Origin of the sequence: Pseudomonas sp. LFS074, assembly GCF_047978165.1 — a bacterium.
GTDB classification, from domain to species: Bacteria; Pseudomonadota; Gammaproteobacteria; order Pseudomonadales; family Pseudomonadaceae; genus Aquipseudomonas; species Aquipseudomonas putida_P.
Window position 1 is genome coordinate 3,938,882 of the sequence record NZ_JBFPFV010000001.1, and the last position, 26,817, is coordinate 3,965,698.

The 26,817-nt window shown below is 63.3% G+C and carries 26 protein-coding genes and 1 pseudogene; 14 read left to right on the plus strand and 13 right to left on the minus strand.

Annotated features, from left to right (window positions below; all coding sequences use genetic code 11):
* Positions 1-34: 34 nt before the first annotated feature.
* On the minus strand, positions 35-1,195 hold the full coding sequence (locus ACNQP3_RS17965) for a GGDEF domain-containing protein (RefSeq protein WP_012273170.1): 1,161 nt from the start codon (positions 1,193-1,195) through the stop codon (positions 35-37).
* A gap of 221 nt (positions 1,196-1,416) precedes the next feature.
* Between ACNQP3_RS17965 and ACNQP3_RS17970 the strand changes: the two genes are divergently transcribed.
* From ACNQP3_RS17970 to ACNQP3_RS17985, 4 genes are all read left to right on the plus strand, one after another.
* Positions 1,417-1,611, plus strand: a complete 195-nt coding sequence (locus tag ACNQP3_RS17970) for a hypothetical protein (protein WP_041166544.1) — start codon at positions 1,417-1,419, stop codon at positions 1,609-1,611.
* 73 nt (positions 1,612-1,684) lie between these two features.
* A complete protein-coding gene (locus tag ACNQP3_RS17975; protein WP_012273171.1) occupies positions 1,685-2,077 on the plus strand; it encodes a glycine zipper domain-containing protein in 393 nt (130 codons plus the stop codon).
* A 126-nt stretch (positions 2,078-2,203) separates the two neighbouring features.
* Positions 2,204-4,033: an SLC13 family permease gene (locus tag ACNQP3_RS17980; RefSeq protein ID WP_012273172.1), complete on the plus strand. Its 1,830-nt coding sequence runs from the start codon at positions 2,204-2,206 to the stop codon at positions 4,031-4,033.
* Positions 4,034-4,170: 137 nt separating this feature from the next.
* Entirely contained in the window at positions 4,171-5,595 is a 1,425-nt protein-coding gene (locus ACNQP3_RS17985; RefSeq protein WP_041166545.1) for a GGDEF domain-containing protein, read from the plus strand.
* 1 nt (position 5,596) lies between these two features.
* On the opposite strand, the gene ACNQP3_RS17990 is transcribed toward ACNQP3_RS17985, so the two are convergent.
* Positions 5,597-6,358 carry a sulfite exporter TauE/SafE family protein gene (locus ACNQP3_RS17990; protein WP_060492743.1) on the minus strand — a complete coding sequence of 254 codons (762 nt, stop codon included), beginning with the start codon at positions 6,356-6,358 and terminating at the stop codon, positions 5,597-5,599.
* Positions 6,359-6,456: 98 nt separating this feature from the next.
* On the opposite strand from ACNQP3_RS17990, the gene ACNQP3_RS17995 reads away from it, so the two are divergent.
* Positions 6,457-7,362 carry a LysR family transcriptional regulator gene (locus ACNQP3_RS17995; RefSeq protein ID WP_012273175.1) on the plus strand — a complete coding sequence of 302 codons (906 nt, stop codon included), beginning with the start codon at positions 6,457-6,459 and terminating at the stop codon, positions 7,360-7,362.
* Positions 7,363-7,492: 130 nt separating this feature from the next.
* On the opposite strand, the gene ACNQP3_RS18000 is transcribed toward ACNQP3_RS17995, so the two are convergent.
* On the minus strand, positions 7,493-7,687 hold the full coding sequence (locus ACNQP3_RS18000) for a hypothetical protein (protein ID WP_012273176.1): 195 nt from the start codon (positions 7,685-7,687) through the stop codon (positions 7,493-7,495).
* Between the two features lie 368 nt (positions 7,688-8,055).
* The gene (locus tag ACNQP3_RS18005; RefSeq protein WP_012273177.1) at positions 8,056-8,412 is read right to left on the minus strand and encodes an SH3 domain-containing protein; all 357 of its coding nucleotides are present in this window, start codon (positions 8,410-8,412) and stop codon (positions 8,056-8,058) included.
* Positions 8,413-8,617: 205 nt separating this feature from the next.
* Between ACNQP3_RS18005 and ACNQP3_RS18010 the strand changes: the two genes are divergently transcribed.
* Entirely contained in the window at positions 8,618-9,514 is an 897-nt protein-coding gene (locus ACNQP3_RS18010) for an alpha/beta fold hydrolase (RefSeq protein WP_416470094.1), read from the plus strand.
* A gap of 31 nt (positions 9,515-9,545) precedes the next feature.
* Positions 9,546-10,136 (plus strand): acyl-homoserine-lactone synthase, encoded by a 591-nt coding sequence (locus ACNQP3_RS18015; protein ID WP_038635110.1) that lies wholly within the window; start codon positions 9,546-9,548, stop codon positions 10,134-10,136.
* 31 nt (positions 10,137-10,167) lie between these two features.
* On the opposite strand, the gene ACNQP3_RS18020 is transcribed toward ACNQP3_RS18015, so the two are convergent.
* Complete coding sequence (locus ACNQP3_RS18020) at positions 10,168-10,893, minus strand: autoinducer binding domain-containing protein (RefSeq protein WP_038635113.1); 726 nt, start codon at positions 10,891-10,893, stop codon at positions 10,168-10,170.
* 331 nt (positions 10,894-11,224) lie between these two features.
* Here ACNQP3_RS18020 and ACNQP3_RS18025 point away from each other — a divergent pair.
* Positions 11,225-11,449, plus strand: a pseudogene (locus tag ACNQP3_RS18025) (alpha/beta fold hydrolase); the annotation flags it as partial.
* Positions 11,450-11,741: 292 nt separating this feature from the next.
* Entirely contained in the window at positions 11,742-11,927 is a 186-nt protein-coding gene (locus ACNQP3_RS18030; RefSeq protein ID WP_179027943.1) for a hypothetical protein, read from the plus strand.
* Between the two features lie 83 nt (positions 11,928-12,010).
* On the opposite strand, the gene ACNQP3_RS18035 is transcribed toward ACNQP3_RS18030, so the two are convergent.
* The 6 genes from ACNQP3_RS18035 to nicC all read right to left on the minus strand — a co-directional run bounded on the left by ACNQP3_RS18035 (position 12,011) and on the right by nicC (position 18,338).
* Positions 12,011-13,303 carry an OprD family porin gene (locus tag ACNQP3_RS18035; RefSeq protein WP_012273180.1) on the minus strand — a complete coding sequence of 431 codons (1,293 nt, stop codon included), beginning with the start codon at positions 13,301-13,303 and terminating at the stop codon, positions 12,011-12,013.
* Between the two features lie 139 nt (positions 13,304-13,442).
* Positions 13,443-14,756, minus strand: a complete 1,314-nt coding sequence (locus tag ACNQP3_RS18040; RefSeq protein ID WP_264316308.1) for an MFS transporter — start codon at positions 14,754-14,756, stop codon at positions 13,443-13,445.
* 208 nt (positions 14,757-14,964) lie between these two features.
* Positions 14,965-15,606, minus strand: coding sequence for an N-carbamoylsarcosine amidohydrolase (locus ACNQP3_RS18045; RefSeq protein ID WP_012273182.1), 642 nt, complete (start codon positions 15,604-15,606; stop codon positions 14,965-14,967).
* Between the two features lie 14 nt (positions 15,607-15,620).
* A complete protein-coding gene (locus tag ACNQP3_RS18050) occupies positions 15,621-16,373 on the minus strand; it encodes an Asp/Glu racemase (protein ID WP_012273183.1) in 753 nt (250 codons plus the stop codon).
* A 13-nt stretch (positions 16,374-16,386) separates the two neighbouring features.
* The gene (gene nicD, locus ACNQP3_RS18055) at positions 16,387-17,193 is read right to left on the minus strand and encodes an N-formylmaleamate deformylase (RefSeq protein WP_012273184.1); all 807 of its coding nucleotides are present in this window, start codon (positions 17,191-17,193) and stop codon (positions 16,387-16,389) included.
* A complete protein-coding gene (nicC, locus tag ACNQP3_RS18060) occupies positions 17,190-18,338 on the minus strand; it encodes a 6-hydroxynicotinate 3-monooxygenase (RefSeq protein ID WP_069942331.1) in 1,149 nt (382 codons plus the stop codon). Before nicC ends, nicD begins: the two co-directional genes overlap by 4 nt.
* A gap of 320 nt (positions 18,339-18,658) precedes the next feature.
* On the opposite strand from nicC, the gene ACNQP3_RS18065 reads away from it, so the two are divergent.
* From ACNQP3_RS18065 to ACNQP3_RS18080, 4 genes are all read left to right on the plus strand, one after another.
* Complete coding sequence (locus ACNQP3_RS18065) at positions 18,659-19,711, plus strand: 2,5-dihydroxypyridine 5,6-dioxygenase (RefSeq protein WP_012273186.1); 1,053 nt, start codon at positions 18,659-18,661, stop codon at positions 19,709-19,711.
* 69 nt (positions 19,712-19,780) lie between these two features.
* Positions 19,781-20,260 (plus strand): MarR family winged helix-turn-helix transcriptional regulator, encoded by a 480-nt coding sequence (locus ACNQP3_RS18070; RefSeq protein WP_264316309.1) that lies wholly within the window; start codon positions 19,781-19,783, stop codon positions 20,258-20,260.
* 200 nt (positions 20,261-20,460) lie between these two features.
* Positions 20,461-20,934, plus strand: a complete 474-nt coding sequence (locus ACNQP3_RS18075) for a (2Fe-2S)-binding protein (RefSeq protein WP_012273188.1) — start codon at positions 20,461-20,463, stop codon at positions 20,932-20,934.
* Positions 20,931-24,494 (plus strand): molybdopterin-dependent oxidoreductase, encoded by a 3,564-nt coding sequence (locus ACNQP3_RS18080; RefSeq protein WP_264316310.1) that lies wholly within the window; start codon positions 20,931-20,933, stop codon positions 24,492-24,494. The genes ACNQP3_RS18075 and ACNQP3_RS18080 overlap by 4 nt, the downstream gene beginning before the upstream one ends.
* 3 nt (positions 24,495-24,497) lie before the next feature.
* Here ACNQP3_RS18080 and ACNQP3_RS18085 read toward each other — a convergent pair whose 3' ends face one another.
* Positions 24,498-25,136, minus strand: coding sequence for a TetR family transcriptional regulator (locus tag ACNQP3_RS18085; RefSeq protein WP_012273190.1), 639 nt, complete (start codon positions 25,134-25,136; stop codon positions 24,498-24,500).
* Between the two features lie 105 nt (positions 25,137-25,241).
* On the opposite strand from ACNQP3_RS18085, the gene ACNQP3_RS18090 reads away from it, so the two are divergent.
* A complete protein-coding gene (locus ACNQP3_RS18090) occupies positions 25,242-26,204 on the plus strand; it encodes an XdhC family protein (RefSeq protein ID WP_264316311.1) in 963 nt (320 codons plus the stop codon).
* 26 nt (positions 26,205-26,230) lie between these two features.
* Here ACNQP3_RS18090 and ACNQP3_RS18095 read toward each other — a convergent pair.
* Positions 26,231-26,817 (minus strand): FAD-dependent monooxygenase (locus tag ACNQP3_RS18095; protein WP_416470104.1); only part of this gene is annotated, 587 nt, incomplete at its 5' end.

Here is a 26,817-nt window from a genome sequence, read left to right on the forward strand (position 1 = left end):
CTGCCGGGTAGCGCGCGTGAACGGTTGCGTACAGTCAACTCGCCTCGACCAATGCCGCCATGTGCACCGTGTTGCGCCCAGCGGCCTTGGCCTGGTACAGCGCCGCATCGGCCTGGGCCAGCAAGCTGGCAGTACTGTCCCCTGGGCACGGCACGCCGCACCACAGGCCTACGCTGAAACGCAGTTCGATCTGGTCACCGGCAAAACGCGCCGGGCTGCGCGCAATGGCCTCGCGCAGCCCTTGCAGGGCGGCCATTGCACCGGTGCGGTCGGTGCCGGGCAACAGCAACAGAAACTCTTCGCCGCCGTAACGACCAAGGCTGTCACCCTGGCGCAGGCGCTGCTGCAACTGGCGCACGCAGTGGCATAACACCTCATCGCCAGCCAGATGCCCATACAGGTCATTGATGCGTTTGAAATGGTCAATGTCGATCATCGCCACCGCCAGACTGCCCTGCTGATCGCGTGCACGGTCCAGTTCGACGCCGAAGCGTTCGAGGATCGCCCGGCGATTGTAGGTACCGGTCAGCACATCACGCAGAGCGAGGTGCTGCAGGCGCGATTCGCTACGCTCCTTGGCCAGGAGCACCAAGCCGATCGAGTACATCATCACCGTGGCGGTGCCGATGGCCACAGAAATGCTCTGTTTGAGGTTGCTGGTGTCATAGCGCATTTCCACCGCCGTGCCATTGGCCACCGCCACCACACGCATACCCAGGCCCACCAGGCTGATCAACGCGCCAATCTCCAGCAACAGATGGGCCCTGCCCGGCCGCTCGGCATAACGCCACGCCCAATACAAGATCATCGCGCACTGCAGCATCAGCACCAGGGTCGCCAGCAGCATGCGCGGTTCCAGCGTATCGAGCAGCAGCATCAGCCCCACCAGCATGCAGGCCGGTATGACGAAGATGACACGCCAGGGCACTACCTGCTCACGCACCCGGAACAAGCTGGCCGTGTAGAACGCCAGGGCCAGCGACAGCAGGCTGTTGCCCACGCCATAGCTGAGCCACAAAGGGGCTTGGGCATAGACGGTGTAGCAGACATAAGCCAAGGCATGCACCAGCAGCCCGCAGCCAGTCAGCATCAGGTTGTCGCGGCGGTTGCTGCGCCCGACCAGCAGCAAGCAGAAGGCCAGGATGGTTGCCACCAGGGCAACGGCGGCGAACAACGTGGGGGTGTGGGCGATCATCGTGATTCACCGTGTGGCAGGTTGCCGTCTTGACTGCGGCTTACCCCACAGTTTAGAGGGGCATTGGCCGCTCGGCCATGACCGAACGGGACAGAACAGCAACCCGCAAGCACGCCGCTCATCGCTGTCAGCACAATTTTTTAACCGCCCGGGAAACCAAATGGAGCGATCCCAGTCTCAGGAGGTGTCCCGTAAACCTATGCGGATCAAGGACCTATATCGTGAGCACCCGTCTTGCAAGCCTTTCGCTGGTTGCCGTTGTCCTGCTGACCGCAGGTTGCCACAGCCATCGCTACCACGACGATGACGATGGCTGGCGTGACCGCGACCGTGACCATCGCCACCACCATCGGCATGACCGCGACGATGACGATGATGACAATCGGCAATACCGCGGTGACCGCTACTACCGCTGAAGCGTCTTTTCAGCCCTGACCCGCCGCCCGTTGCGCGGCAACTTATCCTGATGATTCCTTTGAGGTTCGTATCATGCGTCTGACTCTGCCTTCCCTTGCCCTCGGCCTGCTGCTGTGCCAGGGCGCTTTCGCCGGTGACGGTACTGCCGCCATTGGCGGCGGCCTGGGTGGTGTCCTGGGCAACGTTGTTGGTCAACAGCTTGGCGGCAAGACTGGCGCGGCCATTGGCGCCGGCGTTGGCGGCGCGGCCGGCAGTGCTGTCGGTGCACGCAAGGGCAACCGCACCGAAGCTGCCATCGGCGGTGGCCTGGGTTCGGCTGGCGGCTCGCTGCTGGGCGGTGCAGTAGGCGGCAAGACCGGTTCGACCGTAGGTGCCGGCCTGGGCGGCGCCGCCGGTGGTGCCCTTGGCAACCATCTGGGCGACGAAAACCGCGGCAGCAAGAAGCACCACCGCCACCGTCACTGATTACGTGAATGAAGGGCCGCATAGCGGCCCTTTTGGTTGCAGCACATCAACACCTCCTTCACGACACGCTGGCACACTGGCTGCTACTGTCTATCGTGCCTCCGTGTGAAGGAACACCCCCTCCCCATGAACCAAGAGCTACTCTGGGTCCTCGGCCTGCTGGCCATCGTCATTTTCCTCTTCGTCATCAACCGCCCACGCATGGACGTGGTCGCGCTGCTGGTGATTCTTGCCCTGCCGCTGCTTGGCATCCTCACCGTGGAACAGGCCTTGGCCGGTTTCAGCGACCCCAACGTGGTGCTGATCGCTGCCCTGTTCGTGATCGGTGAAGGCCTGGTGCGCACCGGCATTGCCTACCGCATCGGCGAATGGATGAGCGAGCGGGCCGGTAACAGCGAAGCGCGCCTGTTGGTGCTGCTGATGGTGGCCGTGGCCGGGCTCGGGTCGATGATGAGTTCTACCGGTGTGGTAGCCATTTTCATCCCGGTGGTGCTGAGCATCGCCGCGCGCCTGCAGATTTCGCCCAGCCGCCTGATGATGCCACTGGCCTTTGCCGGCCTCATAAGCGGCATGCTCAGCCTGGTCGCCACACCGCCTAACGTGGTGGTACACAGCGAGCTGGTACGCAATGGCCAAGCAGGCTTCAGCTTCTTCAGCTTTACCCCGTTCGGCCTGGTGGTACTGGTGCTGGGCATTGGCTACATGCTGCTGACCCGGCACTGGCTCAACGGCGAGGTACGCAAGGACGGCCGGGTGGAAAGCCGCCGCACCCTGCTGGACCTGGTGCTGGACTACAAGCTCAACGGCCGTGAACGGCGCCTGCGCATCCGCCCCCATTCCCCCCTGATAGGGCACACCCTTGGCGAACTGGAGCTGCGCACCCGGCACGGCGCCAACGTGATTGGTATCGAACGCCAGCACAAGTTCACCACGCGGGTGATCGCTGCCGACTCCAGTACCGTGCTGCATCAGGGCGACGTGCTGCTGCTCGACCTGTTCGCAAACCGCGACGACCTGCGCAGCCTGTGCCAGGCCATGCAACTGGAGCCGCTGCACTTCAAGGCTGCCTACTTCATCGACCAGTCCCAAGAGCTTGGCATGGCCGAGGTCTCGCTACCGCCGGGCTCGCAGCTGATCGGCAAGAGCATCCTCGAACTGGCGTTTCGCACCCGCTATGACCTCAACGTGGTCGGCCTGCGCCGCGAGCAGGCGGCCATCGAAGAGCAACTGGTGGAGGAAAAGCTGCGCCTGGGCGACACCTTGCTGGTGGTCGGCCCGTGGAAGGCTGTACGCCAGTTGCAAAGCAAGCCCAAAGACTTCCTGGTACTGAGCCTGCCCGCCGAAATCGACCTGGTCGCCCCCGCCCGCACCCGTGCGCCGCAGGCGTTGCTGAGCCTGGCGGTGATGGTCGGGCTGATGGTCAGCGGCGCGGTGCCCAATGTCATCGCCGCGCTGATCGGCTGCCTGTTGATGGGCGCGGGCCGTTGCATCGACATGAACAGCGCCTACCGGGCTATCCACTGGCAAAGCCTGGTGCTGATCGTCGGCATGCTGCCCTTTGCCCAGGCGCTACAGAAAACCGGCGGTATCGACCTGGCAGTGGGCGGGCTTGTCAGCGTACTGGGCGGTGCCGGCCCCAGCGCCATTCTTGCCTGCCTGTTCGCCGTCACGGCGGTGATCGGGTTGTTTATTTCCAACACCGCCACCGCAGTGCTGATGGCACCGGTGGCCGTCAGCACTGCAGCGCAGCTGGGCATGTCGCCCTACCCATTCGCGATGACCGTGGCATTGGCCGCGTCGGCGGCATTCATGACGCCTATTTCATCGCCGGTCAACACGCTGGTGCTGGGTCCGGGGCAATACCGCTTCGCCGACTTCGTCAAAATCGGCGTGCCGTTCACCATACTGGTAATGCTGGTAACCATCGTGATGGTGCCGTGGTTCTTCGGGCTTTGAGGATAGCGGCAGGGAGTGGCGGCAATTTGCCATTATCTCGACCGATCGCGGCAGATTGACATCAACTACCCTGACGAAACACACTGCGGGTTATTGCCCCAGGTGCTTCAAGGCGTTGTCCTGGATTTCGTTTCCGCTTGCCGGTCGAGTTCATGGTTTTCCCAGCCCAATCGCGCTTGATGCCTTATGTCTTTCTGCTTTGCCTGACCTTTGCCCTTACCCTGGGCGGCATCCTGGCACGCCCGATCGAATCGCTGTCGCTGTTCTGGCCGGTGAATGCGGTACTGGCCGGCGTACTGCTGCGCTACCCCCGCCAAGCCACGTTTACCGGCTTCAGCCTGGTGTGGCTGGCCATGGTCGGCGCCGACTTGCTGTGCGGCAGTGCCTGGGTGCCGGCCCTGTGGTTCAACTTGTGCAATCTTGGCGTGGTGGTCACCCTCTGGCAGTTGCTTTCTCGCTTGCCACGGCTGCATCGGCGCATGCGCACCCCACACGGCGTGCTCAGCGTGTTCGCCGCCTGCGCCGCCGCCGCCATGGTGGCAGCCAGCATGGCAGCGGTAATGGCTGCCCCCTGGTTCGAACAGTCGTTGCGTGCCACCTGGCTCGCCTGGTTCAGCGAACAATTCTCGACCAGCGTGCTGGTGCTGCCGGTAATGCTTACAGCGCCCTCGCTGCGTGCCCTGGTGCGTGGCGGTGCACAGCCCATCCGTCTGGCACCGTTGCTGGTGCTGTTGGCCTCGCTGGCGTTCAGCATCGCGTTTGGCGGGCCTGGGGCCATCGCCTTCCCGATTGCCGCGTTGCTGTGGTGTGCCTGGACCTATTCACCGTTCCTGGTTTCACTACTGACGCTCACGGCCGGGAGCACACTGATCGTAGCGGTGGCACAAAACCTCATGCACTTCAGCGTGCCGCAGAGCGAACCGGGGGTCACCACGCTGATGTCGGCTCGCCTTGGCATCGCCATGCTGGTGCTAGGGCCGCTGGTGGTGGCCTGCGTCAGCCAGGCCAACCGCAGCCTCATGGCCCGCCTGGCGCGCCAGGCCACCATCGATCACCTCACCGGCGTGCTCACCCGCAGCGCTTTCACCCGTCGTGCCAACGCGCTGCTCGACAGCCGCCAGCAGCACGCCCAGGCGCTCCCGCTGACCCTGATGATGCTGGACATCGACCATTTCAAGTCGGTCAACGATGCTCATGGCCATGCGGTCGGTGACCAGGTGCTGCGCCAGTTCGCCGGCACCCTGCAGGATCAGTTGCACAACGACGAACTGTTCGCGCGCCTGGGCGGTGAGGAATTCGCGGTCATCATCCCCGGCCTTGCGCCAGAGCGGGCCAAGTTCACCGCCGAACGCCTGCGCCGCGCCGTGCAGGACCTGCATGTAATGCAGGCCGACCAACGCTTGCAGATTACCGTGAGTATCGGCCTGGCTGGCTGCGATGCCGACATGCCAGCCCCTAGCCTGGACGAACTGCTGGCGAGTGCCGATCAGGCGCTGTACCGGGCCAAGGCCCACGGCCGCAACCGCGTCGAACAGGCCGAAGCACAGCGCCAGGTGGTCTGAACTAGCCGGCCAGCAAGTCCCACGACAGCTTGGCGATCAGCACACACAACAGCAGCAGGAACAGCCCGCGGACAAAGCCGGCACCCTTGCGTACGGCCAGCCAGGTACCGGTCAGCGCACCAAGGATGTTGCACACCGCCATCGGCAAGGCGATGGCATACAGCACGTTGCCCGTCGGTACGAAGAACACCAGCGCCGCCAGGTTGGTGGCAATGTTCACCACCTTGGCCGACGCCGAAGCGTGCAGGAAGTCCAGGGCAAAGAAGCGGATGAACAGGAAGATCAGGAAGCTACCGGTACCCGGGCCGAACAGGCCATCGTAAAAGCCAATCGCACCGCCGATCAGCACCGCCAGGCACTGCTCCTTGCGGCCGATCCGCGCAGGCCTGTGCAGGGTGCCGAAGTCCTTCTTGCAGAAGGTGTAGATGGCCATCAGCACGATCAGCACCAGCACAGCCGGGCGCATCACGCTGGAGGGCACCAGCGACACCGTGGCAGCTCCGGCGAACGACATGACAAAGGCGCTGAGTGCCGCCGGCACGATCAACCCCCAGTCCAGCGTCACCTTGCGGATGAACGAACGCGCCGCGAAGGCCGTGCCACATACCGACGCCAGCTTGTTGCTGCCGAGCAATGCCGCCGGTTGCGCGGTGGGCAGCACGTTGAACAACGCAGGGATCTGGATCAGCCCGCCGCCACCCACGGCGGCATCGATCAGCCCAGCGGCGAAGGCGAACACGCAAAGCACAGCAATATCCATCATGACGCGGTTCCAGGCAGTGAAGACGCCTGCAAGGCTAATCAAAGTGGTGCCGTTGTGTTGAAATGCCATATTGCAATAACTGCAACAAGGAGCAGGCAATGGCATTGGACATGTTGCGAGAAATCCAAGCGTTCGTCAGCGTGGCGCACAAACGCAGCTTCGTAGCCGCCGCCCGTGCACTGGGGCGCTCACCCAGTGCAGTTACGCGCGCGGTGCAAACCCTGGAAGACAATGCCGGCAGCAAGCTGCTCAACCGCAACGCCAACGCCGTGACCCTGACCGAAGCCGGCGAGCGCCTGTTGCCACACGCCGAACGCTTGCTGGATGTGCAACGCGATGCTGCCGATGAACTGGCCGCGCTAAGCGGCAGCGCCCAGGGCTGGATCCGCTTTGCCGTGCCACAACTGCTGGGGGAACATGTGCTGCCGCAGGTGCTTGCCGAGTTTTCCCGCTGTCACCCTCAAGTGACCCTGGACGTACAGTGCAGCGACGAAGCCCTCGACCCGCTGCAGGGCAAATTCGATTTCGTGGTGCGCGGTGCCTTCCCGCAATCGAGCGAACTGATCGGTTATCCGCTGTGGCCCTACCAGCGCCATTTGTATGCCAGCCCGGCGTACCTGGCCCTGGCCGGCACACCGCAGCATCCAGAGGACCTGGAGGGGCATACGCTGATCCTGCATACCGCGCCACGTATCCTCAAGGCCTGGCACTTCTGTCGCGACGGCCAGATCACCAGCCTGCGCCCCAGGCCCAGGCTGCGCCTGGGCTCGGGTCATGCGGTGTACCACAGCACCCTGGCCGGCGCCGGTATCGCTCGCCTGGCCGCCTGGGTCGGTGAGGCGCAGGTCAACGTCGGGCGCCTGGTGCGGGTGTGCCCGCATTACCGCCTGACGTCGAGCAGCGGCCAGGACCCACAGATGCATGCCGTGTACCCTGCTGGCGAACTGCCGGCGCGGGTGCGTGACTTGCTGGCAGCCCTGCGCCGTGCAGGCATGGGCTGTTGAAACAGAGCCAAAAACGGCTGTTCAATTTCTGCTCAATTTAACAGAGCCCGCCGTGGGCCTGGCCTGCAGCACTTTATCCACAGACCTACCCACGTTTTTTGTGGACAGATTTCCCCGCACAAAGAAAGACTTATCGCTCAAGCAGCAATGCCGAATTGGCCAGCTTGACCAGCTCGATCCATTCCTGCGTGCTAACTACTCCGGCCTGCTCCAACGCCTCGGCATAGCGCAGAGCCTGGTCATAGCCCTGCTCATCAAGCGCGCCCTCGGCGAGAAAACGGCTACGCCACTCCAGCATGGCTGAAGTGCCTTTCTTGCATTCCATTAATGTATCGACTCCAAGGCAAAAAGACCGCCGAATGAGCGGCGGCGGGAGACTACACGAGCCTTTTGCACTTGAGAATGACTTGCACCTACCGCTGGTCCAGCCGTGCAACAAGAGGGGGAGTGGCCATTTGCCTAAAGATTGGGCCCGCCGTAAGAAGTAGACGGGCCGCGCAGGAGGAAAGCAGTTGAACTCAGCTTGGCGGAATGGTGCCAAGAATACCAATCAGAATGGTCAGTAGCAGAAAACCACCCAGGAACAGCGCCAGCTTGCCCATTGGAACCTCTACAGTTGTGATGCGGGGATGGGCATATTGTCGGGCCTGGGCTGATACGGTTACAGATTCAGGTTTGTGGAAAAAAAGCAGATCAGATGGAAACCCTCTGAAGCTTTTCTGCAGGCAGCCAGCCCAACTCGCCATTACCCTGGCGTCGGCACCAGACCCAGCCATTGAGCGGACGCACCATCTGCACCCGTTGCCCTGGGTCGACATCCAGCTCGTGCGCTGAATAATGGTCCAGCGCCCTACCCTGGCACACGCTGAGCCGCTCGATCAGCTGCGCCGGCACCCAGCCTGGCGCTTGGCCTGCGCAGGTGCACAGGTACCAGTCCTGCCAGCCTGGCTCGCCTTCGTAGCGCGGGCCGATGTCCAGCAAGGTGCCCTTGGCAAAGCGAATAGGCTGGGGGTACTCGCTGCGGTGGGGTTCGATGACTACGTAATGCATGGGCCTCTCCTTGGCCGGAAAACCATCGATCGTAGCAGAGGCGGAACATCCCGCCGCTGCACGGTACTTGTATCGTTATGTGTACAAATTGAGACCTGATACACAAGAACGTTTCCTGCAGGCTACTCGGACATATCGGCGATACAGGCGTCATCTTTACTGGCCCCATCACCTCGCACCGCTGGCTTTGCCAAGGAGACGCCCGATGCCCGCCCATCACTCGACCACCACCCCGCCACGCCGTTCCCGCCATACCCTGCTTGCCTGCGCCCTGTTGCCGCTTGGGTTGATGGCCGTGAACCTCGCCACCGCTGCACCCGCGCAGCCCGAGGCAACAGTGGTGGCAGACAACTTCGGCCCGCTGAAACACATAAACGCTGGCGTGCTCGACGTGTCCTACGTGGAGCAAGGTCCAGCCGATGGCCCGGTAGTGATCCTGCTGCATGGCTGGCCCTATGACATTCACAGCTTTGAGCAAGTTGCACCTGACCTGGCGGCAAAAGGGTACCGAGTGTTGGTGCCCTACGTGCGCGGCTACGGCCAGACCCGCTTCCTGTCCGCGCAAACGCCACGCAATGCCCAGCCCACGGCGCTGGCCAGCGATGTCATTGCGTTCATGGATGCGCTGCATGTCCGGCGCGCTGTACTCGCCGGCTTCGACTGGGGTGCACGCACCGCCGATATCGTCGCGGCGCTGTGGCCCGAGCGGGTCAAAGCCCTGGTGTCAGTCAGTGGCTACCTGATCAGCAGCCAGGAGGCCGCCAAAGCCCCGCTGCCACCCAGCGCCGAGCTGCAGTGGTGGTACCAGTACTACTTCGCGACCCCACGCGGCCAGGCTGGCTATGAACAGAATCGCCATGCGTTCGCCAAACTGATCTGGCAAACCGCCTCGCCCAGCTGGGCCTTCGACGATGCCACCTTCGAGCGCAGCGCCAAGGCCCTGGACAACCCCGACCACGTGGCGATTACCGTGCACAACTATCGTTGGCGGCTGGGGCTGGCCCTGGGCGAAACACGCTCCCCCAACGAATGGCTTGACCTCGATTCCACCGAAGCCCCTACCAGATCTTGCAGGTGCCAAGCCTGTGCAAGTCCTCTATAAAACTGCACTCCATCCCTAAGGAACCCCAGCAATGCACATGGAAGAGCACACACTGAGCGAAATGGACGATGAGCTGAAACTCATGCTCGGCCGCTTTCGGCACGAACAATTCGTCGAGAAACTCGGATGGCGGCTGCCCGCCCATCCGAGCCAGGCAGGTTGTGAATGGGATCAATACGACACCGAACACGCCCGCTACCTCCTGGCGTTCAATGCAGACCGCGCCATCGTTGGCTGCGCCCGGCTGATTCCCACCACGCTCCCCAACCTGCTTGAAGGGGTGTTCAGCCATGCCTGCGCCGGGGCGCCGCCCAAGCATCCAGCCGTCTGGGAAATGACTCGCTTCACCACCTGCGAACCGCAATTGGCGATGCCGTTGTTCTGGAGAAGCCTCAAGACGGCCGCCCTGGCGGGCGCAGAGGCCATCGTCGGGATCGTCAACAGCACCATGGAGCGCTATTACAAAATCAACGGAGTCCACTACGAACGGCTGGGCCCGGTCACGGTGCACCAGAATGAGAAAATCCTCGCCATCAAACTCTCGGCCCACCGCGAGCACCATCGCAGCGCGGTCGCACCGTCAGCCTTCATGTCCGGCACATTATTGAAAGAGACAGCTTGATACGGGCCGAGTCGTCCTTTTTGAATGCCCCTCAGATATAGCCCATCGCGACTGCGTAAGACACTGCCTGCACGCGGTTACTGGCGCCGATTTTGCGCTGGATGTTGCGGTGATGGTAATTCACGGTATCGGTGCACACCCCCATGATCACGCCGATTTCCTCCGAGGTCTTGCCGTCGGCCGTCCAGCGCAGCACATCACATTCCCTCCCACTGAACGCCACGCCCGTATTGAAGACACGCACGTCGCTCTCCAGCTCGGAAATTTTCTCGTGGGCCGCGGCGGCAAAGGCTCTGGTCACCGGCTTCAAGGCTTCAAATTCCTGAAGGCTGATGGGGTTGTTCTTGCGCGCCAGGCTTAACACCCCGACCCTCCCCTGGGCGTTGAACGAGGGTTGTGCCAGGCCGTGGCATAAATGTGAATCCTTGGCTTCAGACCACAGGTCCGCGCATCCCCGGAACAACTCATTGCTCCATAGAATGGGGGCCGACGAGACTTTGCTGTGCTTCACCGTGGGATCGATCACCGCGTAGTTAGCCGCCTGATATCGCTGCACCCAGTCCTCGGGGTAATTGCCGTACATATAAGTCCTGGGCCGCATGAACGGGGTCACGCTGCACATGCCGTAGGCAAAAAAATCAAACCGTAGTTCGCGCAAGGCCCTCAACGCGACAGCCGTAAACTCCTGCATATCCATGGTTCGCGCAAAGATACTATAAAAGTACGCATCCCATCCCAACTGCTGCCCTAATTCCATTTTGAGCACCACTAAAGTTGAAAACAGGCCGTTAGACTAGACCAACCTGAATCTCTGTCAACAAGCAAAATCACATCGTCATAGAAGGCTTTGCGCTAGCACTAGATTCATTGCGCCTAATCCAACCAACTACTTAGAACATTGCATCCCGGCGATGTTAGTAAGCCATTACCGCCTCTCAGCCGACGAATGAACCTGCCTCTTCACAATAATGCAACAGTTCATTCGGTGGGCTGCAGCCAACCCGTTCATACGCTAATCACTACAAGATCTGGTAGTCCACCCCCAAGAAACGCAGGTGTATAAACAACACCCGCTCAGCACCGCCAATGACCCCCTGGAAGCCAAGCTGGCCAGTTTCCCCAGCATCACGGTACCGACCATTACCTTGGAAGGCGACGCCAACGGCGCCCCGCACCCACCGGCCGAAGCGTATGCGCAGCGCTTTACCGGCAAGTACGAATATCGGCTGATCAGCGGTGGCATCGGCCACAACCTGCCGCAGGAAGCACCACAGGCGTTTGCCAAGGCGGTGGTCGATGCGGACCACATGTAGCCTGCGGACGGCAATTGCTACGTAAGGTTTCAAAGGCACGACAGACTCTGGGCTTGGCCAGGTTGAACGATCTATCCGTCGAAAGGCGATTGAGCCCAGCAAACACTGGACGTTGAACGTGATTATGAAGACATGAGTTGAAACGCAGGCTGTAGGATCTTTTACTTGGCAGTGTAGGAAGTAATCTAGCAGCGGAATTTGCCTGTATGAAACATCAGTTTCTTCAGCAAATTCGAGCTGCTACGGTCCACTTTTCCTACAACGGCACGGACGCCTACAGCATGAGAAAAGCATGGACCCGTTCAACGCCTCGGCCCTGAAGCTACAAAAAAACTTGCTTAACCTGCGTGGTGAGCGCGATCGCCTGAGAAGTGAGGGCAAGGACAAGGAAGCAGACCTGCTCGCTGGGCCGATCGAGCGGCTGGAGGCTGCGGTTGCACAGTTACCGGCTTCATTGAAGCCCGTAACCTTGCAGTGATCGTCACCGCTCCTGCAAAGCATGCCGCAGACGCGCAGCGCGGCCTTGTGTCGCGAAAGGCCGCGCTGCACTGGCAATCGACTTCAGAACAGCTTGACCGTGTAACTGAGGATCAAGCGGTTCTCATCGATATCGGTGCGGTAATTGGAGCGCGCCATCACATTGCGCACGCGTATCCCCAGCCCAGCCAGCGGCCCGCTTTGCACCACATAGGCCAGGTCCAGATCGCGCTCGCGGTCACGCCCCTCGAAGCCCAGCCCGGTGTCCACGTCCCGCCCCTTCACATAGCGCAGGGTCGACGTCAGGCCCGGAACGCCTAAAGCGACAAAATTGTAGTCATGCCTCACCTGCCACGAGCGTTCACCCGGCGCCGAGAACTCATAGGTCGGCAGCGTATTGCCCATCGGGTTGGTGTTGGCACCCACCTGGATGAAACCATCATCGCCGCCGATCTGCTGGTAACCCAGGTAAAAGGTATGCCCACCGGTCTTGGCCGAGAACAGGCTGAACAACGCATGGTTGTCGTAATCGCCGGCAATCTTGCGCCCGTCCTCGCGGGCATCGAAATAGCCGGCATTGACCCCAAGCGTCCAGTCCCCCAGCGGCTCGGCGTGCTTGAAGCTGTAGAAGCGCTGCTGGTAGATATCCTCCAACTGCGCCTGCCACACCCCCACGCTGGTGCGGTTGTCGTTGAAGGCATAGTCGGCGCCCACGTAGTTGAAGCGGTCGCTGGTAAAGCGCGCCAACCGCGCCGGGTTGATCGGGTCGTTGACCAGTGCGTACATCTTCTGGCTGTTGGACGAGTCGCGCAGGCTGGTGGAGCGGAACTGGCCAGCATTCAGGGTCAACCCCGCTATCTCGCGCGATTCCAGCATCGCGCCCTGATAGGTCGGCGGCAGCAGGCGCAAGTCGCTGAACAACAGCACAGGCAGGTTGGGCATCAACTCGCCCACCTTCAGCTCGGTCTGCGACACCTTGAACTTGATCGCCGCCCCCAAACGGCTGTATTCGTCCGCCGACTTGCCGCTGTCCAGGCTGGGCAGCAAACCGGACTTGGCATGCGCCGGGCTGCTGTCGAGCTTGAAGCCAAGCAGGCCAGTAACATCCACACCGACGCCAACGGTGCCCTGGGTGTAACCGGAGCTGGCATTGAGGATAAAGCCCTGTGCCCATTCCTGAGTACGCGACTGGGTGCTCGCGCCCTTGATATCGGCATAATCGCGGCTGAAAAAGTAATTGCGCGCTTGCAGTGTGGCGCGGGCACCTTCGATGAAACCGGCCTCTTCTGCCGAAGCCTCGGCACACAACGCTGCGGCAATACAACCGCCGGCAAGACGCGCAGACGAAGAAAAACGCGGTGCAGTGAAACCTTGCATGGGGCTACTCCTGGATTCGGGCAACAGCAACCCGGCGCGGTGGCCTGATAAGGCCACCGACGTGCGGGTTGCATCGAGAGAGGGCGGGCAGGCGGGCACCCGGCCCGCCTGCCCTGCCGTTGCGTGAAGCGCTGGGCCGCTAGCGGTTGACCAGCTTCGCCGGCAAGGCGATGACCAGGAAGCAGCTGAGGATCAGGCAGCCGGCAAACACCCACAGGGCAGCGTGCGAGGTACCGGTGAGGTCGGTGACCACGCCCATCAGTGAGTTGCTCACCAGGCCGGCGATGTTGGCCACCGAGCAGGCCAGGGCAAAGCCAGTGGCGGCAGCAGTGCCTTTGAGGAAGGTCGCCGGCAGGCTGAAGAACACCGGCACCGCGCCAATGATCGCTGCCGAGGCAATGGCGAACAACACCACGGTCATCACCAGGTTGTGGCTGAACATGGTGCTGCTGGCCATGGCGATTGCACCGATGATGAACGGCACGATGATGTGCCAGCGGCGTTCGCGATGGCGGTCGGAGCTGGCCCCGATCATCAGCATGCCGGCCAGTGCAGCCAGGCTCGGAATGGCTGTGAGCAGGCCGATATGGAAAGTGTCGCTGACGCCCGCATCACGGATGAAGGTCGGCATCCAGAAGCCCATGGCATAGGCACTGAGCAGGATCGAAAAGTCGATACCCCCGAGCATCCACACCTTCAGGTTGAAGAAGCCATCGCGGAAGCTGTGCTTGCTGTCCTTGCCCTCGGCATCATCAGCCGCCAGGTGCGCCGCCAATTGTGCCTTGTCGTCAACCGACAGCCACTTGGCCTGCTGGAAATGGTTAGGCAATGCCCAGAACGTGAGGATGCCAAGCAAAACGCTGGGGATCGCCTCCAGCAGGAACAGCCACTGCCAGCCGTGCAAACCGTGAACCTGGTCGAAATGCCCCATGATCCAGCCAGAAATCGGCCCGCCGATCACGCTCGACAAGGGCAGCCCGATCATGAACAGGGCAATGATGCGCCCGCGCCGGTAGGTGGGGTACCACATGGTCAGGTAGAACAGCACGCCGGGCAGGAAGCCGGCCTCGGCCGCACCCAGCAGGAAACGCAGGATATAGAACTGGGTGGTGCTGGTGACGAACATGGTGCAGGCCGACAGCAGGCCCCAGGTGATCATGATGCGGGCGATCCACAGCTTGGCGCCAACGCGCTGCAGGATCAGGTTGCTCGGCACCTCGAAGATGATGTAGCCGACGAAGAACAGCCCGGCACCCAGGCCATAGGCCGCTGTGCTGAACTGCAAGTCTTCGAGCATCTGCAGCTTGGCGAAGCCGACGTTGATGCGGTCCAGATAAGCTGCGAGGTAGCAGAAGCACAGGAAGGGGATGAGCCTCCAGGTGATCTTGCTGTACAGCGCTTTCGTGCCATGGTCGATGTCACTGTGGACCGTGGTTGCATTCGCAATTGGCATTTCCTGTCTCCTGGCGGGCGACTTTGTGGTTGTTTTAAAGCCAGCAGTTTTCGACGCGCCGGGCACCCCGCGCACTATACGCGGCGTGCCTGGGCAACGCCTGAATACCCCGAGTGCTCCTGCGGGGCGACCGCCCGGACAGCAGGCGGTCATGGACGGGCTTCCCGCACCGTTCCTTGATTGTTATTGGCTCAGGGCTGCCCGGCGTTCAGCCGGCCAGTTGCCTGAGTTGCTGCATGGCATCCTGCCGGGTGACGACATCGCCGTACTTGCTGTCGATGTCGAACAGGTTGGCTTCGTGCGGGTCGTTGTGGCGGTCGCCGACACACTCGCGCACCACGATGGTTCGAAACCCGTGCTGCATGGCATCCACCGCACTGGCGCGGATACAGCCACTGGTCGAGCAGCCCGCCAGCACCACGGTATCCACCCCTTGCGCATGCAGCAGCGGGGCCAGGCTGGTGGCAAAGAAGGCACTGGCGTACTGCTTGCTCAGCACCACCTCCCCTGCCTGTGGCGCGACGGCCTGGCAGAAGGCGGCCAACGGGTTGCCTTCGACCATGTCCTTCATCACCGGTGCCTTGCGCACCCACACGCCGCCGTCAGCGAAATGCGGCGGCTGGTAGCGAATGTTGGTGTGCACCACCAAAGTGCCGCAGTCGCGGGCCAGCGCCAGCAGGCCGGCGGCCTGCTCGACCGCCGCAACCACGCCCGGCGCGTACAGCGGTGCGCCAGGGGTGGTATAGCCCTGCATGAAGTCGATCATCAACAGGGCCGGCTTGCGGCCAAAACCAATGCGTTGGCCCCACACTCCTTGGTAGTTGTCACGGGCGCTTTGTGCGTCGCTCATGTCCGTCTCCGATTTCAGTAGGCACCCGACAGCAGGGCACCGGCACCCGGCACGACCGGTTCCAGGTCGAGCGCCTTGAGCATGGCGTAAGTGGTGGCGATGGCGGCAGTGACCACCGGCTTGCCGGTTTGCGCCTCGACCTTGGCCACCGCCGGCAGCGATTGCATCTGCACGCAGGCCGACAACACCACCACATCGACGCCCTCAAGGTCCATGCCGGCGACGATGCCCGGCAGGTTGGCCGGGTCGTGGCGGGCCACGGCGAGGTTGTCGGGGATTTCCAGCGCGCGCCAGTCCTGCACCTCGAAGCCTTCCTCGCGGATGTAGTTCACCACCAGCTCGGTCAGCGGCTTCATGTACGGTGCGACGATGGCGATGCGCTTGGCCTTCATCACATGCAAGGCTTCGACCAACGCCCCGGCACTGGTGATGACCGGTGCCAGTGCGTCGTTATCGGCAGTGGCCTGCTGCAGGCGCTTTTCCGATTGGCGGTGATAGCCCAGGCCCATGGCCATGATCGCCACCAGGCAGGCGTAGCCCAGCACATCGACCTTGGCGTCGGACAGCTCGACGGCGCAGCGGTCGGACTCGGCGTCCATGGCGGCCAGCTCCTCCTTCTTCACCTGCTTCATGCGCATGCGGCTGGAATGGAAGGTGAAGCGTTCGGGGCGGATCGCCTGGCGCGCGTGGAGCATCGCCGGGATTTCGGTTTCCATGGTGGTGTTGGAGCTCGGCACGATCTGGCCGATGCGGTATAGCTTGGTCATGTCTCGTGCTCCGTCAGACAAGGGGTTGGTCGAGGAAATCGCCAAAGGCGGCAAAAAAACCTTCAAGGTCATCCCAAGGGATCATGTGGCCAGCGTTGTCTACCGTTACAACCTGGGTATCCGGCTTGAGCTCGCGGATTTCGGCAATGTCGCGTGGCTCGATCACCCCGCCGCGCCCGGCCACCATCAGCAGCGCCGGCTGGCGCACGGTGGGCAGGTCCTGGTGGATGTCCACCTCATGGAAATCGTCGAAGGCGCGCACGATCGCCGGCTCGTAGCAGGTGTGCAGCCATTCGGCACGCAGCGCCAGTTGCTCGTCGCTCCAGGTAGCGCAGAAGGCACGCATGTCATCGCCGCTCATGCCAACCGTGGCCTGGCGGATCGAATCGACATACCACGGCAGCTTGCTCGGGTAGGCGCGGCGGCCCGGCCCGGACACCGGTGGGTCGACCAGTACCAGCCGCTGCAGCCCCGGTGCGCCTCGGGCTGCCGCGCGAATGGCGAAGCGCGCGCCCATCGAGTGCCCGACCAGGTGGTAGCTGTCCAGGCCCAGCGCTGCGGCAAAGGCCGGGATGTCGGCGGCACAAGCGTCGGTGCCGTAATCCAGTTCCGGGCCGCTTGAAGACAAGCCGCGCCCACGCACATCCAGCACATAGGTGTCGAAGTGCTGCCCAAGGCGCTCGGCGACGAAGCCCCAGGTGATCGCCGGGCTGGTAATGCCCGGCACCAGGATCAGCGCATGGCCCTTGCCGCCATAGCGCAGGTAATGCTGGCGGATGCCATTGGCGCTGACGTTGCCGCCGGCGACGAAGGTGCTCATGCCGCCTCCCCGCTTTTCAGCTGCTGCCCGTACAGGTCGTAGCCATAGACCCAAGCCGGGTCTTCCTGGGTGTAGAGCCAGGTGTTGGCGTTCGAAACCGACTGCACCTGCGATGCCCGTTCCTTGCGGTTGGCCTCGTACAACGCGAACGCGGTGCGGTGGTCGGACAGCCCCGTCTCCTGCAGGCAGCGGGTCAACATGGCCGCGTCCTCGATGGCCATGCACGCGCCCTGGGCCATGTGCGGCTTCATCGGGTGGCAGGCGTCGCCCAGCAGCACCAGGCGCCCACGGCTCCATAAAGGCAACGGGTTGCGGTTGCGCAGCGGCCACTTGGTGATCGATTCGGTGGCGTCGATCAGTTTCTGTACGGTGGGGTGGTAGCCTTCGAAGGCGGCGCGCATTTCTTCCTGGCTGCTGTCGACGAACGCGCCCTGGAAGTCCCAGGCTTCGTGCGGCACACCAGTGACGAAGTAGTACTCGTCGCGCTTGCCGGTGGTGTAGTAGACCATCATGTGGCGGTCCTCGGACCACCATTTGACGCAAGGCTCGAACACATCGGCATGCTGCGCCAGGTTCACCCCGCGGATCAGCGCGCGGTGCGCCACCCAGCCGCTGTAGTTCGGCGCTTCGGCACCCAGCAGCTCTTCACGGATCTTCGAGTGGATGCCGTCGGCACCGATGACGATGTCGGCCACGGTGTGGGTGCCGTCGGCGAAGTCCAGGCGGACCTGGTCGCCTTCGTCGACGATCTTTTCCAGGCGTTTGCCAAAGTGCACGGTGCCCGGCTTGATCGCCTCGATCTGCAACGCGTGCAAGTCGCCACGGTGGATGGTGATGTAGGCGGCGCCGTACTCGCGGCGAGCAAACTCGCCCAACGGGATGCGCGACAGATAATCGCCGCTGTGGCCATCGCGGCTGAACCAGAAGTCCGGGTGCGAGCCCATCAGTTCCAGTTTCTGCTCCAGCCCCATGCGGCGGAAGATCTTCATCACGTTAGGGCCGATATGAATGCCCGCCCCCAGGCGGGTGAACTCTGGCGCCTGCTCGAACACCTCGACATCGAACCCGGCCTGCTGCAGCAACGTGGCGGCGGCTGCCCCACCCAGACCTGCACCGACGATTGCGATTTTCTGCCTACCCCGCATGGGTATCTCTCCTCTTGTTCTGATGTGTGGCCAGCGGTTCGACCGCCTGACGATTTAGAGCGTATACGCTGTAAATGATTTTTGGAAAGAGGTTCTTGAAAATATTTTTCAAACACCTGATCGAAACGATAAATGGCAGATTGTTACCGCAAACGTTGAGCCAATGTGTGGATAGGTAACGTTTTAGAGAGCACTTGCGCTTGCCGGCGGGATGCGCTTTCATCTGCAAAAGTAGGGTGTACACACTATTACTTTGCACCGAGATGAAGCGCCAGGCACCGCCCCGGTGCATCCCCGTCAACGCCACCAGGAGAACCCCGATGCCGGTGAGCAATGCACAACTGACCCAGATGTTCGAGCACGTACTGAAACTGTCCCGCGTGGACGAGACGCAAAGCGTGGCCGTGCTCAAGAGCCACTACTCCGACCCGCGCACGGTCAACGCCGCAATGGAGGCCGCGCAGCGCCTGAAGGCCAAGGTGTATGCGGTAGAGCTGCCGGCGTTCAACCACCCGACCGCCATGGGCAACGACATGACCGCCTACTGCGGCGACACCGCGCTCACCGGCAACCTGGCGGCGCAGCGGGCGCTGGAGGCAGCTGACCTGGTGGTCGACACCATGATGCTGCTGCACTCGCCTGAGCAGGAGCAGATCCTCAAGACCGGCACGCGCATCCTGCTGGCCGTGGAGCCGCCAGAAGTGCTGGCGCGCATGCTGCCGAGCGAAGACGACAAACGTCGGGTACTGGCCGCCGAAACCCTGCTGAAGCAGGCGCGCAGCCTGCATGTACGGTCCAAGGCCGGCAGCGATTTCCACGCCCCGCTTGGCCAGTACCCGGCCGTGACCGAGTACGGTTATGCCGACGAGCCGGGGCGCTGGGACCACTGGCCCAGCGGCTTTTTGTTCACCTGGCCGAACGAGGACAGCGCCGAGGGCACGCTGGTGCTGGACGTGGGCGACATCATCCTGCCGTTCAAGAACTACTGCCGCGAGCGCATTACCCTGGAGATCGAAAAAGGCTTCATCACCGGTATCCATGGCGGTTTCGAGGCCGAGTACCTGCGCGACTACATGAAGTACTTCAATGACCCCGAGGTGTACGGCATCTCGCACATCGGCTGGGGCCTGCAGCCGCGCGCGCAGTGGACAGCCATGGGCCTGCACGACCGCAACGACGGCATGTGCATGGATGCCCGTGCGTTCTACGGCAACTTCCTGTTCTCCACCGGCCCCAACACCGAGGTCGGCGGCAAACGCAAGACCCCGTGCCACCTGGACATCCCACTGCGCAACTGCGACATCTACCTGGATGACAAGGCCGTGGTGCTGGCGGGCGATGTAGTCGCACCAGAGGAGTCGCGCGCGCGATAGGGGTTATACTGGCCGGGCGCTCCGCTATTGGCGGCCGGCCAGCACCTTTCCACCAGCCCAAGCCATCCTATGCCGAACAAAACCACACCCAGCAGCGCCCCGCTCGACACCACCACCCCCTACGACGTCACCGAACAGGTCGGCCACCTGCTGCGCAAGGCCTATCAGCGGCACACGGCGATTTTCCAGCAGCAGGCCTGCGACCCGCAGCTTACCTCGATTCAGTTCGTCACCCTGTGCGCCCTGCGCGACCACGGCCCCAGCTCCCAGGCCGAGTTGATCAAAGCCACCGCTGTGGACCAGGCCACCATCCGCGGCATCGTCGAGCGCCTCAAGGCACGCGAACTGGTGCAGCTTTCGCCCGACCCGGGCGACCGGCGCAAGGTCATCGTCGAACTCACCGCCAGCGGTGCGGCATTGCTCGATGCAATGATCCCCTGCGCCCGGCAGATCAGCGAACTGAGCATGGGCAGCCTCAATGCCGGTGAGCGCGTGGCCATTTTGTACCTGCTGCGCAAGATGATCGACAGCGACGACAGCGCGGGTTGACCGGTTGTGCAAGCGGCCTTTCGCGACACAAGGCCGCTTGCACAGGCCTCCCTGCACCCCGAAACAAGGCTGCACCCTCCCTCTGAATTCATCCCTGGCCTGCTTCTTGCTCACTCACTTCATGTAGTGAGTACTTACCGAAACTCACGCACCATTTGAGTCCTTTGGTAGCGCAAGCAACCTCCAGAGATGAGCCAACAATGCAAACAACCATCTCCCTGCGGATCAACGGCCAGCCGGTCGACGTCAGCGCCATGCCCGACACCCCGCTGCTGCTGATCCTGCGCAACGACCTGTGCCTGAATGGCCCCAAGTACGGCTGCGGCCTGGGCGAATGCGGGGCGTGCACGGTGATCATCGACGGCGTGGCCGCACGCTCGTGCGTCATCCCCCTGGCCGGCGCTGCAGGCCGCGACATCACCACCCTCGAAGGGCTGGGCAACAAGGCTGCGCCACACCCCGTGCAACAGGCGTTCATCGACGAACAGGCGGCCCAGTGCGGCTACTGCATGAACGGCATGATCATGACCGCCAAGGCCCTGCTCGACCGCATTCCCGACCCCACCGACGAACAGATTCGCAACGAGCTGTCCGGCAACCTGTGCCGCTGCGGTACCCACGTCGAAATCCTGCGCGCCGTGCGCCGCGCCGCCGAGACCCGGAGAAAAGCATGAACCACTCTCAACAGGTGCCCAGCCGCGACCAGTTGCTGGCCAAGACCGGCGTACTGCTGATCGTCGACCACATCACCCCGCCCTCGGGCCCCGTGGCCAAGGGCGTGACACCTGTGGCCAAGGAGCGCGAGCTGGCGTTGTTCATCGCCGTCAGCGACGACGGCATGGTCTACGCCTTCAACGGCCACGTCGACCTGGGCACCGGCATCCGCACCTCGCTGGCGCAGATCGTCGCCGAAGAGCTTGACCTGCGTATGGACCAGGTGCACATGGTGCTGGGCGACACCGAGCGGGCACCGAACCAGGGCGCGACCATCGCCAGCGCCACCCTGCAGATTTCCGCCGTGCCCCTGCGCAAGGCCGCCGCGACGGCGCGGCGCCATCTGCTGCAACAGGCCGCGCAACGGTTTGGCTGCACGCCCGAAGCGCTGCGCATTGAAGACGGCGTAGTTATCGGCAGCAACGGCGGCACGCTGAGCTTTGCCGAACTGGTGCAGGGTGAAAATCATCAATTGTTTATTGCCGACGATGCCCCGCTCAAAGCCATCGAGGACTACCGCCTGGTCGGGCGCAGCGCGGCACGGGTAGATATCCCCGGCAAGGCCACCGGCGAGCTGACCTATGTGCACGACATGCGGCTGCCCGGCATGCTTCACGGCCGGGTGATCCGCCCGCCCTACGCCGGCCACGACAGCGGCGACTTCGTCGGCAACAGCCTGCTGGCGGTGGATGAGTCCTCCATCGCCCACATACCTGGCGTGGTGGCCGTGGTGGTCATCCGCGATTTCGTCGGCGTGGTGGCCGAGCGCGAAGAGCAAGCGATCCGTGCAGCCCATGAGCTGAAAATCAGCTGGAAGCCATTCACAGGCAAGCTGCCTGACCTAAGCGATATCGCCCAGGCCATCCGCGATAACCCACGCGTGCAGCGCACGGTGCTGGACCAGGGCGATGTGGACGGTGGCCTCGCCAACGCCAGCCAGCGCCTGAGCCGCAGCTACCTGTGGCCCTACCAGTTGCATGCCTCGATCGGCCCGTCGTGCGCGCTGGCCGACTTCACCGAGGGGCCGATCCGCGTGTGGTCCGGCACGCAAAACCCGCACCTGCTGCGCGCCGACCTGGCCTGGTTGCTGGCGTGCGACGAAGCGCGCATCGAGATCATCCGCATGGAGGCCGCCGGCTGCTATGGCCGCAATTGCGCCGATGACGTGTGTGCCGATGCGGTGCTGCTGTCGCGTGCGGTGCAGCGCCCAGTGCGAGTGCAGCTGACCCGTGAACAGGAACACGTTTGGGAGCCCAAGGGCACCGCGCAACTGATGGAGATCGACGGCGGCCTTAACGCCGACGGCAGCGTGGCCGCCTACGACTTCCAGACCAGCTACCCGTCCAATGGCGCACCTACCCTGGCCCTGTTGCTGACCGGCGCCGTGGAGCCGGTGCCGGCACTGTTCGAAATGGGCGACCGCACCTCGATCCCGCCTTATGACTACGAACACATGCGCGTCACCATCAACGACATGACGCCACTGGTGCGCGCTTCGTGGATGCGCGGCGTGTCGGCCATGCCCAACAGCTTCGCCCACGAATCGTACATCGACGAGTTGGCCTTCGCCGCAGCCGTCGACCCGGTCGAATACCGCCTCAAGCACTTGTCCGATCCGCGCGCCATCGACCTGGTCAAGGCCACCGCCGAACGTGCTCAATGGCAGCCGCATACCCAGCCCAGGCAGGCGCAGGCCGACGGTGACGTACTGTGCGGCAGAGGTTTTGCCTATGCCCGCTACATCCACAGCAAGTTCCCCGGCTTCGGCGCAGCCTGGGCGGCATGGGTGGCGGATGTCGCGGTAGACCGGCGCACCGGTGAAGTCGCCGTCACCCGTGTAGTGATCGGTCACGATGCCGGGATGATGGTCAACCCCGAGGGCGTGCGTCACCAGATCCACGGCAACGTCATCCAGTCCACCAGCCGGGTGCTCAAGGAGCAGGTCAGCTTCGAGGAGTCGACGGTGGCAAGCAAGGAATGGGGTGGCTACCCGATCCTGACCTTCCCCGAGTTGCCAGCTATCGACGTGATGATGCTACCCCGCCAGCACGAGCCGCCAATGGGCAGTGGCGAGTCGGCCTCGGTACCCAGCGCGGCGGCCATCGCCAATGCCATTTTCGACGCCACCGGCATTCGTTTTCGCGAACTGCCGATCACGGCCGAGCGGGTGCGTGCCGCCCTCGGCGGTGAAGGCCAGGGGCCTGATGCGCCCGCGCCAGCGCAGCCGACGACCAAACGCTCCAAATGGTGGATCGGCTCGCTCGCCGGGGTGTTCGGTGCCGCCTTGGGCATGCTTGCCACCGCCCTGCCCTGGCGTGCCGAAATCGCCCCGGTAACCCCGCCTGGCGCCGGCAGCTGGAGCGCCGCGATGCTCGAACGCGGGCGCCAGGTGGCAGCGGCCGGCGACTGCGCCGTGTGCCATACGGTCAGCGGCGGCAAGGTGAATACCGGTGGGCTGGCAATGGACACGCCCTTCGGTACGCTGTACAGCACCAACATCACCCCCGACCCGGAAACCGGCATCGGCCGCTGGTCATTCGCCGCCTTCGAGCGGGCCATGCGCGAGGGTATCAGCCGCGATGGCCGGCACCTGTACCCGGCCTTTCCCTACACCTCGTTTCGCAACATCAACGACGCCGACATGCAAGCGCTGTACGCCTACCTGATGTCGCAAACGCCGGTACGCCAGGCAGCGCCGGCCAACCAGATGCGCTTCCCGTTCAACCAGAGGCCACTGATGGCCGGCTGGAACGCGCTGTTTCTGCAACGCGGTGAATACCAGCCCGACCCGCAACGCAGCGAACAGTGGAACCGTGGTGCCTACCTGGTCGACGGCTTGGGGCACTGCACGGCCTGCCACTCGCCGCGCAACCTGATGGGTGCCGAAAAAGCCGGCAGCAGCTACCTCGCCGGCGGCATGGTCGATGGCTGGGAAGCCCCGGCCCTGAACGCCCTGGGCAAGTCAGCGACGCCGTGGAGCGAAGATGAACTGTTCAGCTACCTGAGCACCGGCTTTTCGGAAAAGCACGGCGTGGCGGCCGGCCCCATGGGGCCGGTGGTCAGCGAACTGGCCACCCTGCCCAAAAGCGATGTGCGGGCCATTGCCCATTACCTCAGCTCACTCGATGGTGAGCCACAGGCACAGGTGGCCAAGGCCGCGCCTCAGGCGGACACGCAAGTGTCGTTGAGCAACGGCGAGCGGGTTTTCAAAGGCGCATGCATGGCCTGCCACAGCGATGGGTTGGGGCCAAAACTGTTTGGTGTCAGCCCGTCGATGGCGGTCAACAGCAACGTCCACAGCGACCTGCCGGACAACCTGCTGCGCGTGGTGCTGCACGGCATTGCGACCCCGGCAACCCCCGACCTGGGCTACATGCCCGGCTTCAAGGACAGCCTGTCGGACCGTCAGGTAGCCGACCTGGCGGCCTACCTGCGCCAGCGTTTTGCCGCCGACAAGCCCGCCTGGCAAGGGCTGGCGGCCAAGGCCGCGCAAATACGCGCCAACCCCGGCAGCCACTGAGGTTCAGCGGCGCAGGCCACGCAAGGCAAGGTCGCTGATAAAGGCAAGCCAGTCGGCCTTGGCCTGCTTGTCGGCCAGGTCCACGGCCAGGAACGAGCTGAGAGTATGGCGGTTGGAGTTATAGAAGTAGCACAGCGAGGCAATCATCAGGTAGGCGTGGGTGATGTCGATGTCGTCCCGGAACAGGCCCTTGGCCTGGCCGGCCTCGATGATCGGCCGCAGCACGCCGACCGCCTCGCCGGACAGCGCCCTGAGGTTTTGCGACTTGCGCGCGTGCTGGCCCTGGTGAAGGTTTTCGGTGGCAAGGATGGTGACGAACTCGGGGTGGCGCACGTAGTAGTCCCAAATGAACGCCACCAGCTCGCGCAGGGCTTGTTCCGGGTCGGCGAGGTCCAGGCGCAGCTTGGCTTCGGCCTGGTTGAAGCTGGCGTAGATGTGCTCCAGCACGCTGATGAACAGCTTTTCCTTGCTGCCGAAGTAGTAATAGATCATCCGGTCGTTGGACTTGGCCAGCGTGGAGATCTGCTCGATGCGCCCACCGGTGAAGCCTTCCTTGCTGAAGACCTTCACGGCAGCCTTGAGAATGTTGTCCCGGGTGCGGTCGGCCTGCTGGGCGCGAACACCGGTTTTGCGAGTTTGCATGTCGGTCCCTGTGGGGCTGGCCAGATACCCAACACTGCCACAGACGTTGGGCCATTGCGCGCCTTTTTCGGCTGGGCTGACACGATACGAGCGAGGTAGCGGAACATGCAGCATCTCGACCTGCAGGTGATCGACAAAGCCCTGCAATGGGCCCGTGCCGGCGATACGGTGTGGCTGTGCACGGTGCTGTCCACCTATGGCTCGGCCCCCCGCTCGCCCGGCGCGATGCTGGCCTGCCGCAGCGCGCATGAGTGGGTCGGTTCTTTGTCCGGCGGCTGCGTGGAAGAGGAGTTCCTCGCCAGCCTGGCGCACGGTGCATTCACCCAGCCGGCACAGGTAATGCGCTATGGCGACGGGCACGAGCAGAGCCGGCGCTTGCGCCTGCCCTGCGGCGGCGTGCTGGTGGTGCTGGTAGAGCGGCGGCAGGCGGATGGCGCGTGGCTGGAGCATCTGCAGGCCCTTCGCGGGGCGCTGCTGGGCCAGCAACGGGTGACGCGCAAGGTCTGTCTGCCGGCGGGTAGTGTCAGCCTGCATTGTGACAATAGCGTTGCCGTGCGCATGGACGACGGCGCCGTGCACATCGGTATCGGCCCCGCTTTGCGGCTGGTGCTGGCCGGGCTGTCGCCGGTCGCCGAGGCCTGTGCCGATATCGCTCGCACGCTGGGCTGCGAGGTCATTGCCTGCGACCCGCGCGAGGAGATGGCGAGTGTCGAGATAGAAGGCGTACAGATGCACCGGGTACTGCCTTCGCTGTTCATCGCGGCGGGTGGTTGCCATGCCGCTACGGCCGTGGTGGCGTTGACTCACGATCCGAAAATCGATGACCTGGCCTTGATGGAGGCGGTGCATACGCCGGCGTTCTACATCGGCGCCATGGGCTCGGCAGCCACATCAGCCCGCCGCGCCGAGCGGTTGCAGCGGATTGGCGGCTTGACGAACGAACAGATCGAACGGCTGCACATGCCTATCGGGCTGGACCTGGGCAGCAAGTCGCCAGCGGAGATTGCGCTGGCGGTGATGGCGGATGTGCTGCGGGTATACCGGGGCAAGGCGCGAAATGCGTTGTAACGCCTGGCACCACGACCCCCTGCCATTCAGGCAGCCTGCACCTGCAACCCCAACAATTGACGGGCGCGTTTCAGGTCATCCTGCAGATCATGGTTCCACAACCAATCGAACCGCTCGCCCAGCACCTTGCCGAGCAACTGCGGATCGTCCAGCACGGCAGGGTCACGGAACTCATACAGCTCACCCGCTTCCCATGAGGTGCGCTGCACCCGGCAAGCACGCGGTCGCCGTACCGCGTCATACGCCTCAAGCACTGCCTGCACAGGGCTGCCGAGCACATTCGGGTCGGCCAGCAACCGTGCCAGCAACCAGGCATCCTCCAACCCCTGGCCGGCCCCCGCGCCCTGATGCGGCAGCATGGCGTGAGCAGCATCACCAATCAGCCCCACTCGGCCGTGGGTATACCCCGGCAGTTCAGCAAGATCATGCAGTGCCCACAGGGAAGGTGTGGCGATGCACTCCAGCAGTACCTGCACCGCATCACCCCAGCCCTCGAACGCTTTGAGCATTTCGGCCTGGCTTGCCTGACGCACCCAAGGCGCATCGCTTGGCCAGGCTGGATTCGGCTGGCTGCGGTCCGACACGAACGCCACCACATTGATCAACCGCCCCT

Excerpts from the sequence above, each read along its gene's own strand:
- ACNQP3_RS17965 (WP_012273170.1), bottom strand. The coding sequence starts at position 1,195 with ATGATCGCCCACACCCCCACGTTGTTCGCCGCCGTTGCCCTGGTGGCA.
- ACNQP3_RS17975 (WP_012273171.1), top strand. The coding sequence starts at position 1,685 with ATGCGTCTGACTCTGCCTTCCCTTGCCCTCGGCCTGCTGCTGTGCCAG.
- ACNQP3_RS17980 (WP_012273172.1), top strand. The coding sequence starts at position 2,204 with ATGAACCAAGAGCTACTCTGGGTCCTCGGCCTGCTGGCCATCGTCATT.
- ACNQP3_RS17990 (WP_060492743.1), bottom strand. The coding sequence starts at position 6,358 with ATGATGGATATTGCTGTGCTTTGCGTGTTCGCCTTCGCCGCTGGGCTG.
- ACNQP3_RS17995 (WP_012273175.1), top strand. The coding sequence starts at position 6,457 with ATGGCATTGGACATGTTGCGAGAAATCCAAGCGTTCGTCAGCGTGGCG.
- ACNQP3_RS18000 (WP_012273176.1), bottom strand. The coding sequence starts at position 7,687 with ATGGAATGCAAGAAAGGCACTTCAGCCATGCTGGAGTGGCGTAGCCGT.
- ACNQP3_RS18005 (WP_012273177.1), bottom strand. The coding sequence starts at position 8,412 with ATGCATTACGTAGTCATCGAACCCCACCGCAGCGAGTACCCCCAGCCT.
- ACNQP3_RS18010 (WP_416470094.1), top strand. The coding sequence starts at position 8,618 with ATGCCCGCCCATCACTCGACCACCACCCCGCCACGCCGTTCCCGCCAT.
- ACNQP3_RS18015 (WP_038635110.1), top strand. The coding sequence starts at position 9,546 with ATGCACATGGAAGAGCACACACTGAGCGAAATGGACGATGAGCTGAAA.
- ACNQP3_RS18020 (WP_038635113.1), bottom strand. The coding sequence starts at position 10,893 with ATGGAATTAGGGCAGCAGTTGGGATGGGATGCGTACTTTTATAGTATC.
- ACNQP3_RS18030 (WP_179027943.1), top strand. The coding sequence starts at position 11,742 with ATGGACCCGTTCAACGCCTCGGCCCTGAAGCTACAAAAAAACTTGCTT.
- ACNQP3_RS18035 (WP_012273180.1), bottom strand. The coding sequence starts at position 13,303 with ATGCAAGGTTTCACTGCACCGCGTTTTTCTTCGTCTGCGCGTCTTGCC.
- ACNQP3_RS18040 (WP_264316308.1), bottom strand. The coding sequence starts at position 14,756 with ATGCCAATTGCGAATGCAACCACGGTCCACAGTGACATCGACCATGGC.
- ACNQP3_RS18045 (WP_012273182.1), bottom strand. The coding sequence starts at position 15,606 with ATGAGCGACGCACAAAGCGCCCGTGACAACTACCAAGGAGTGTGGGGC.
- ACNQP3_RS18050 (WP_012273183.1), bottom strand. The coding sequence starts at position 16,373 with ATGACCAAGCTATACCGCATCGGCCAGATCGTGCCGAGCTCCAACACC.
- nicD (WP_012273184.1), bottom strand. The coding sequence starts at position 17,193 with ATGAGCACCTTCGTCGCCGGCGGCAACGTCAGCGCCAATGGCATCCGC.
- nicC (WP_069942331.1), bottom strand. The coding sequence starts at position 18,338 with ATGCGGGGTAGGCAGAAAATCGCAATCGTCGGTGCAGGTCTGGGTGGG.
- ACNQP3_RS18065 (WP_012273186.1), top strand. The coding sequence starts at position 18,659 with ATGCCGGTGAGCAATGCACAACTGACCCAGATGTTCGAGCACGTACTG.
- ACNQP3_RS18070 (WP_264316309.1), top strand. The coding sequence starts at position 19,781 with ATGCCGAACAAAACCACACCCAGCAGCGCCCCGCTCGACACCACCACC.
- ACNQP3_RS18075 (WP_012273188.1), top strand. The coding sequence starts at position 20,461 with ATGCAAACAACCATCTCCCTGCGGATCAACGGCCAGCCGGTCGACGTC.
- ACNQP3_RS18080 (WP_264316310.1), top strand. The coding sequence starts at position 20,931 with ATGAACCACTCTCAACAGGTGCCCAGCCGCGACCAGTTGCTGGCCAAG.
- ACNQP3_RS18085 (WP_012273190.1), bottom strand. The coding sequence starts at position 25,136 with ATGCAAACTCGCAAAACCGGTGTTCGCGCCCAGCAGGCCGACCGCACC.
- ACNQP3_RS18090 (WP_264316311.1), top strand. The coding sequence starts at position 25,242 with ATGCAGCATCTCGACCTGCAGGTGATCGACAAAGCCCTGCAATGGGCC.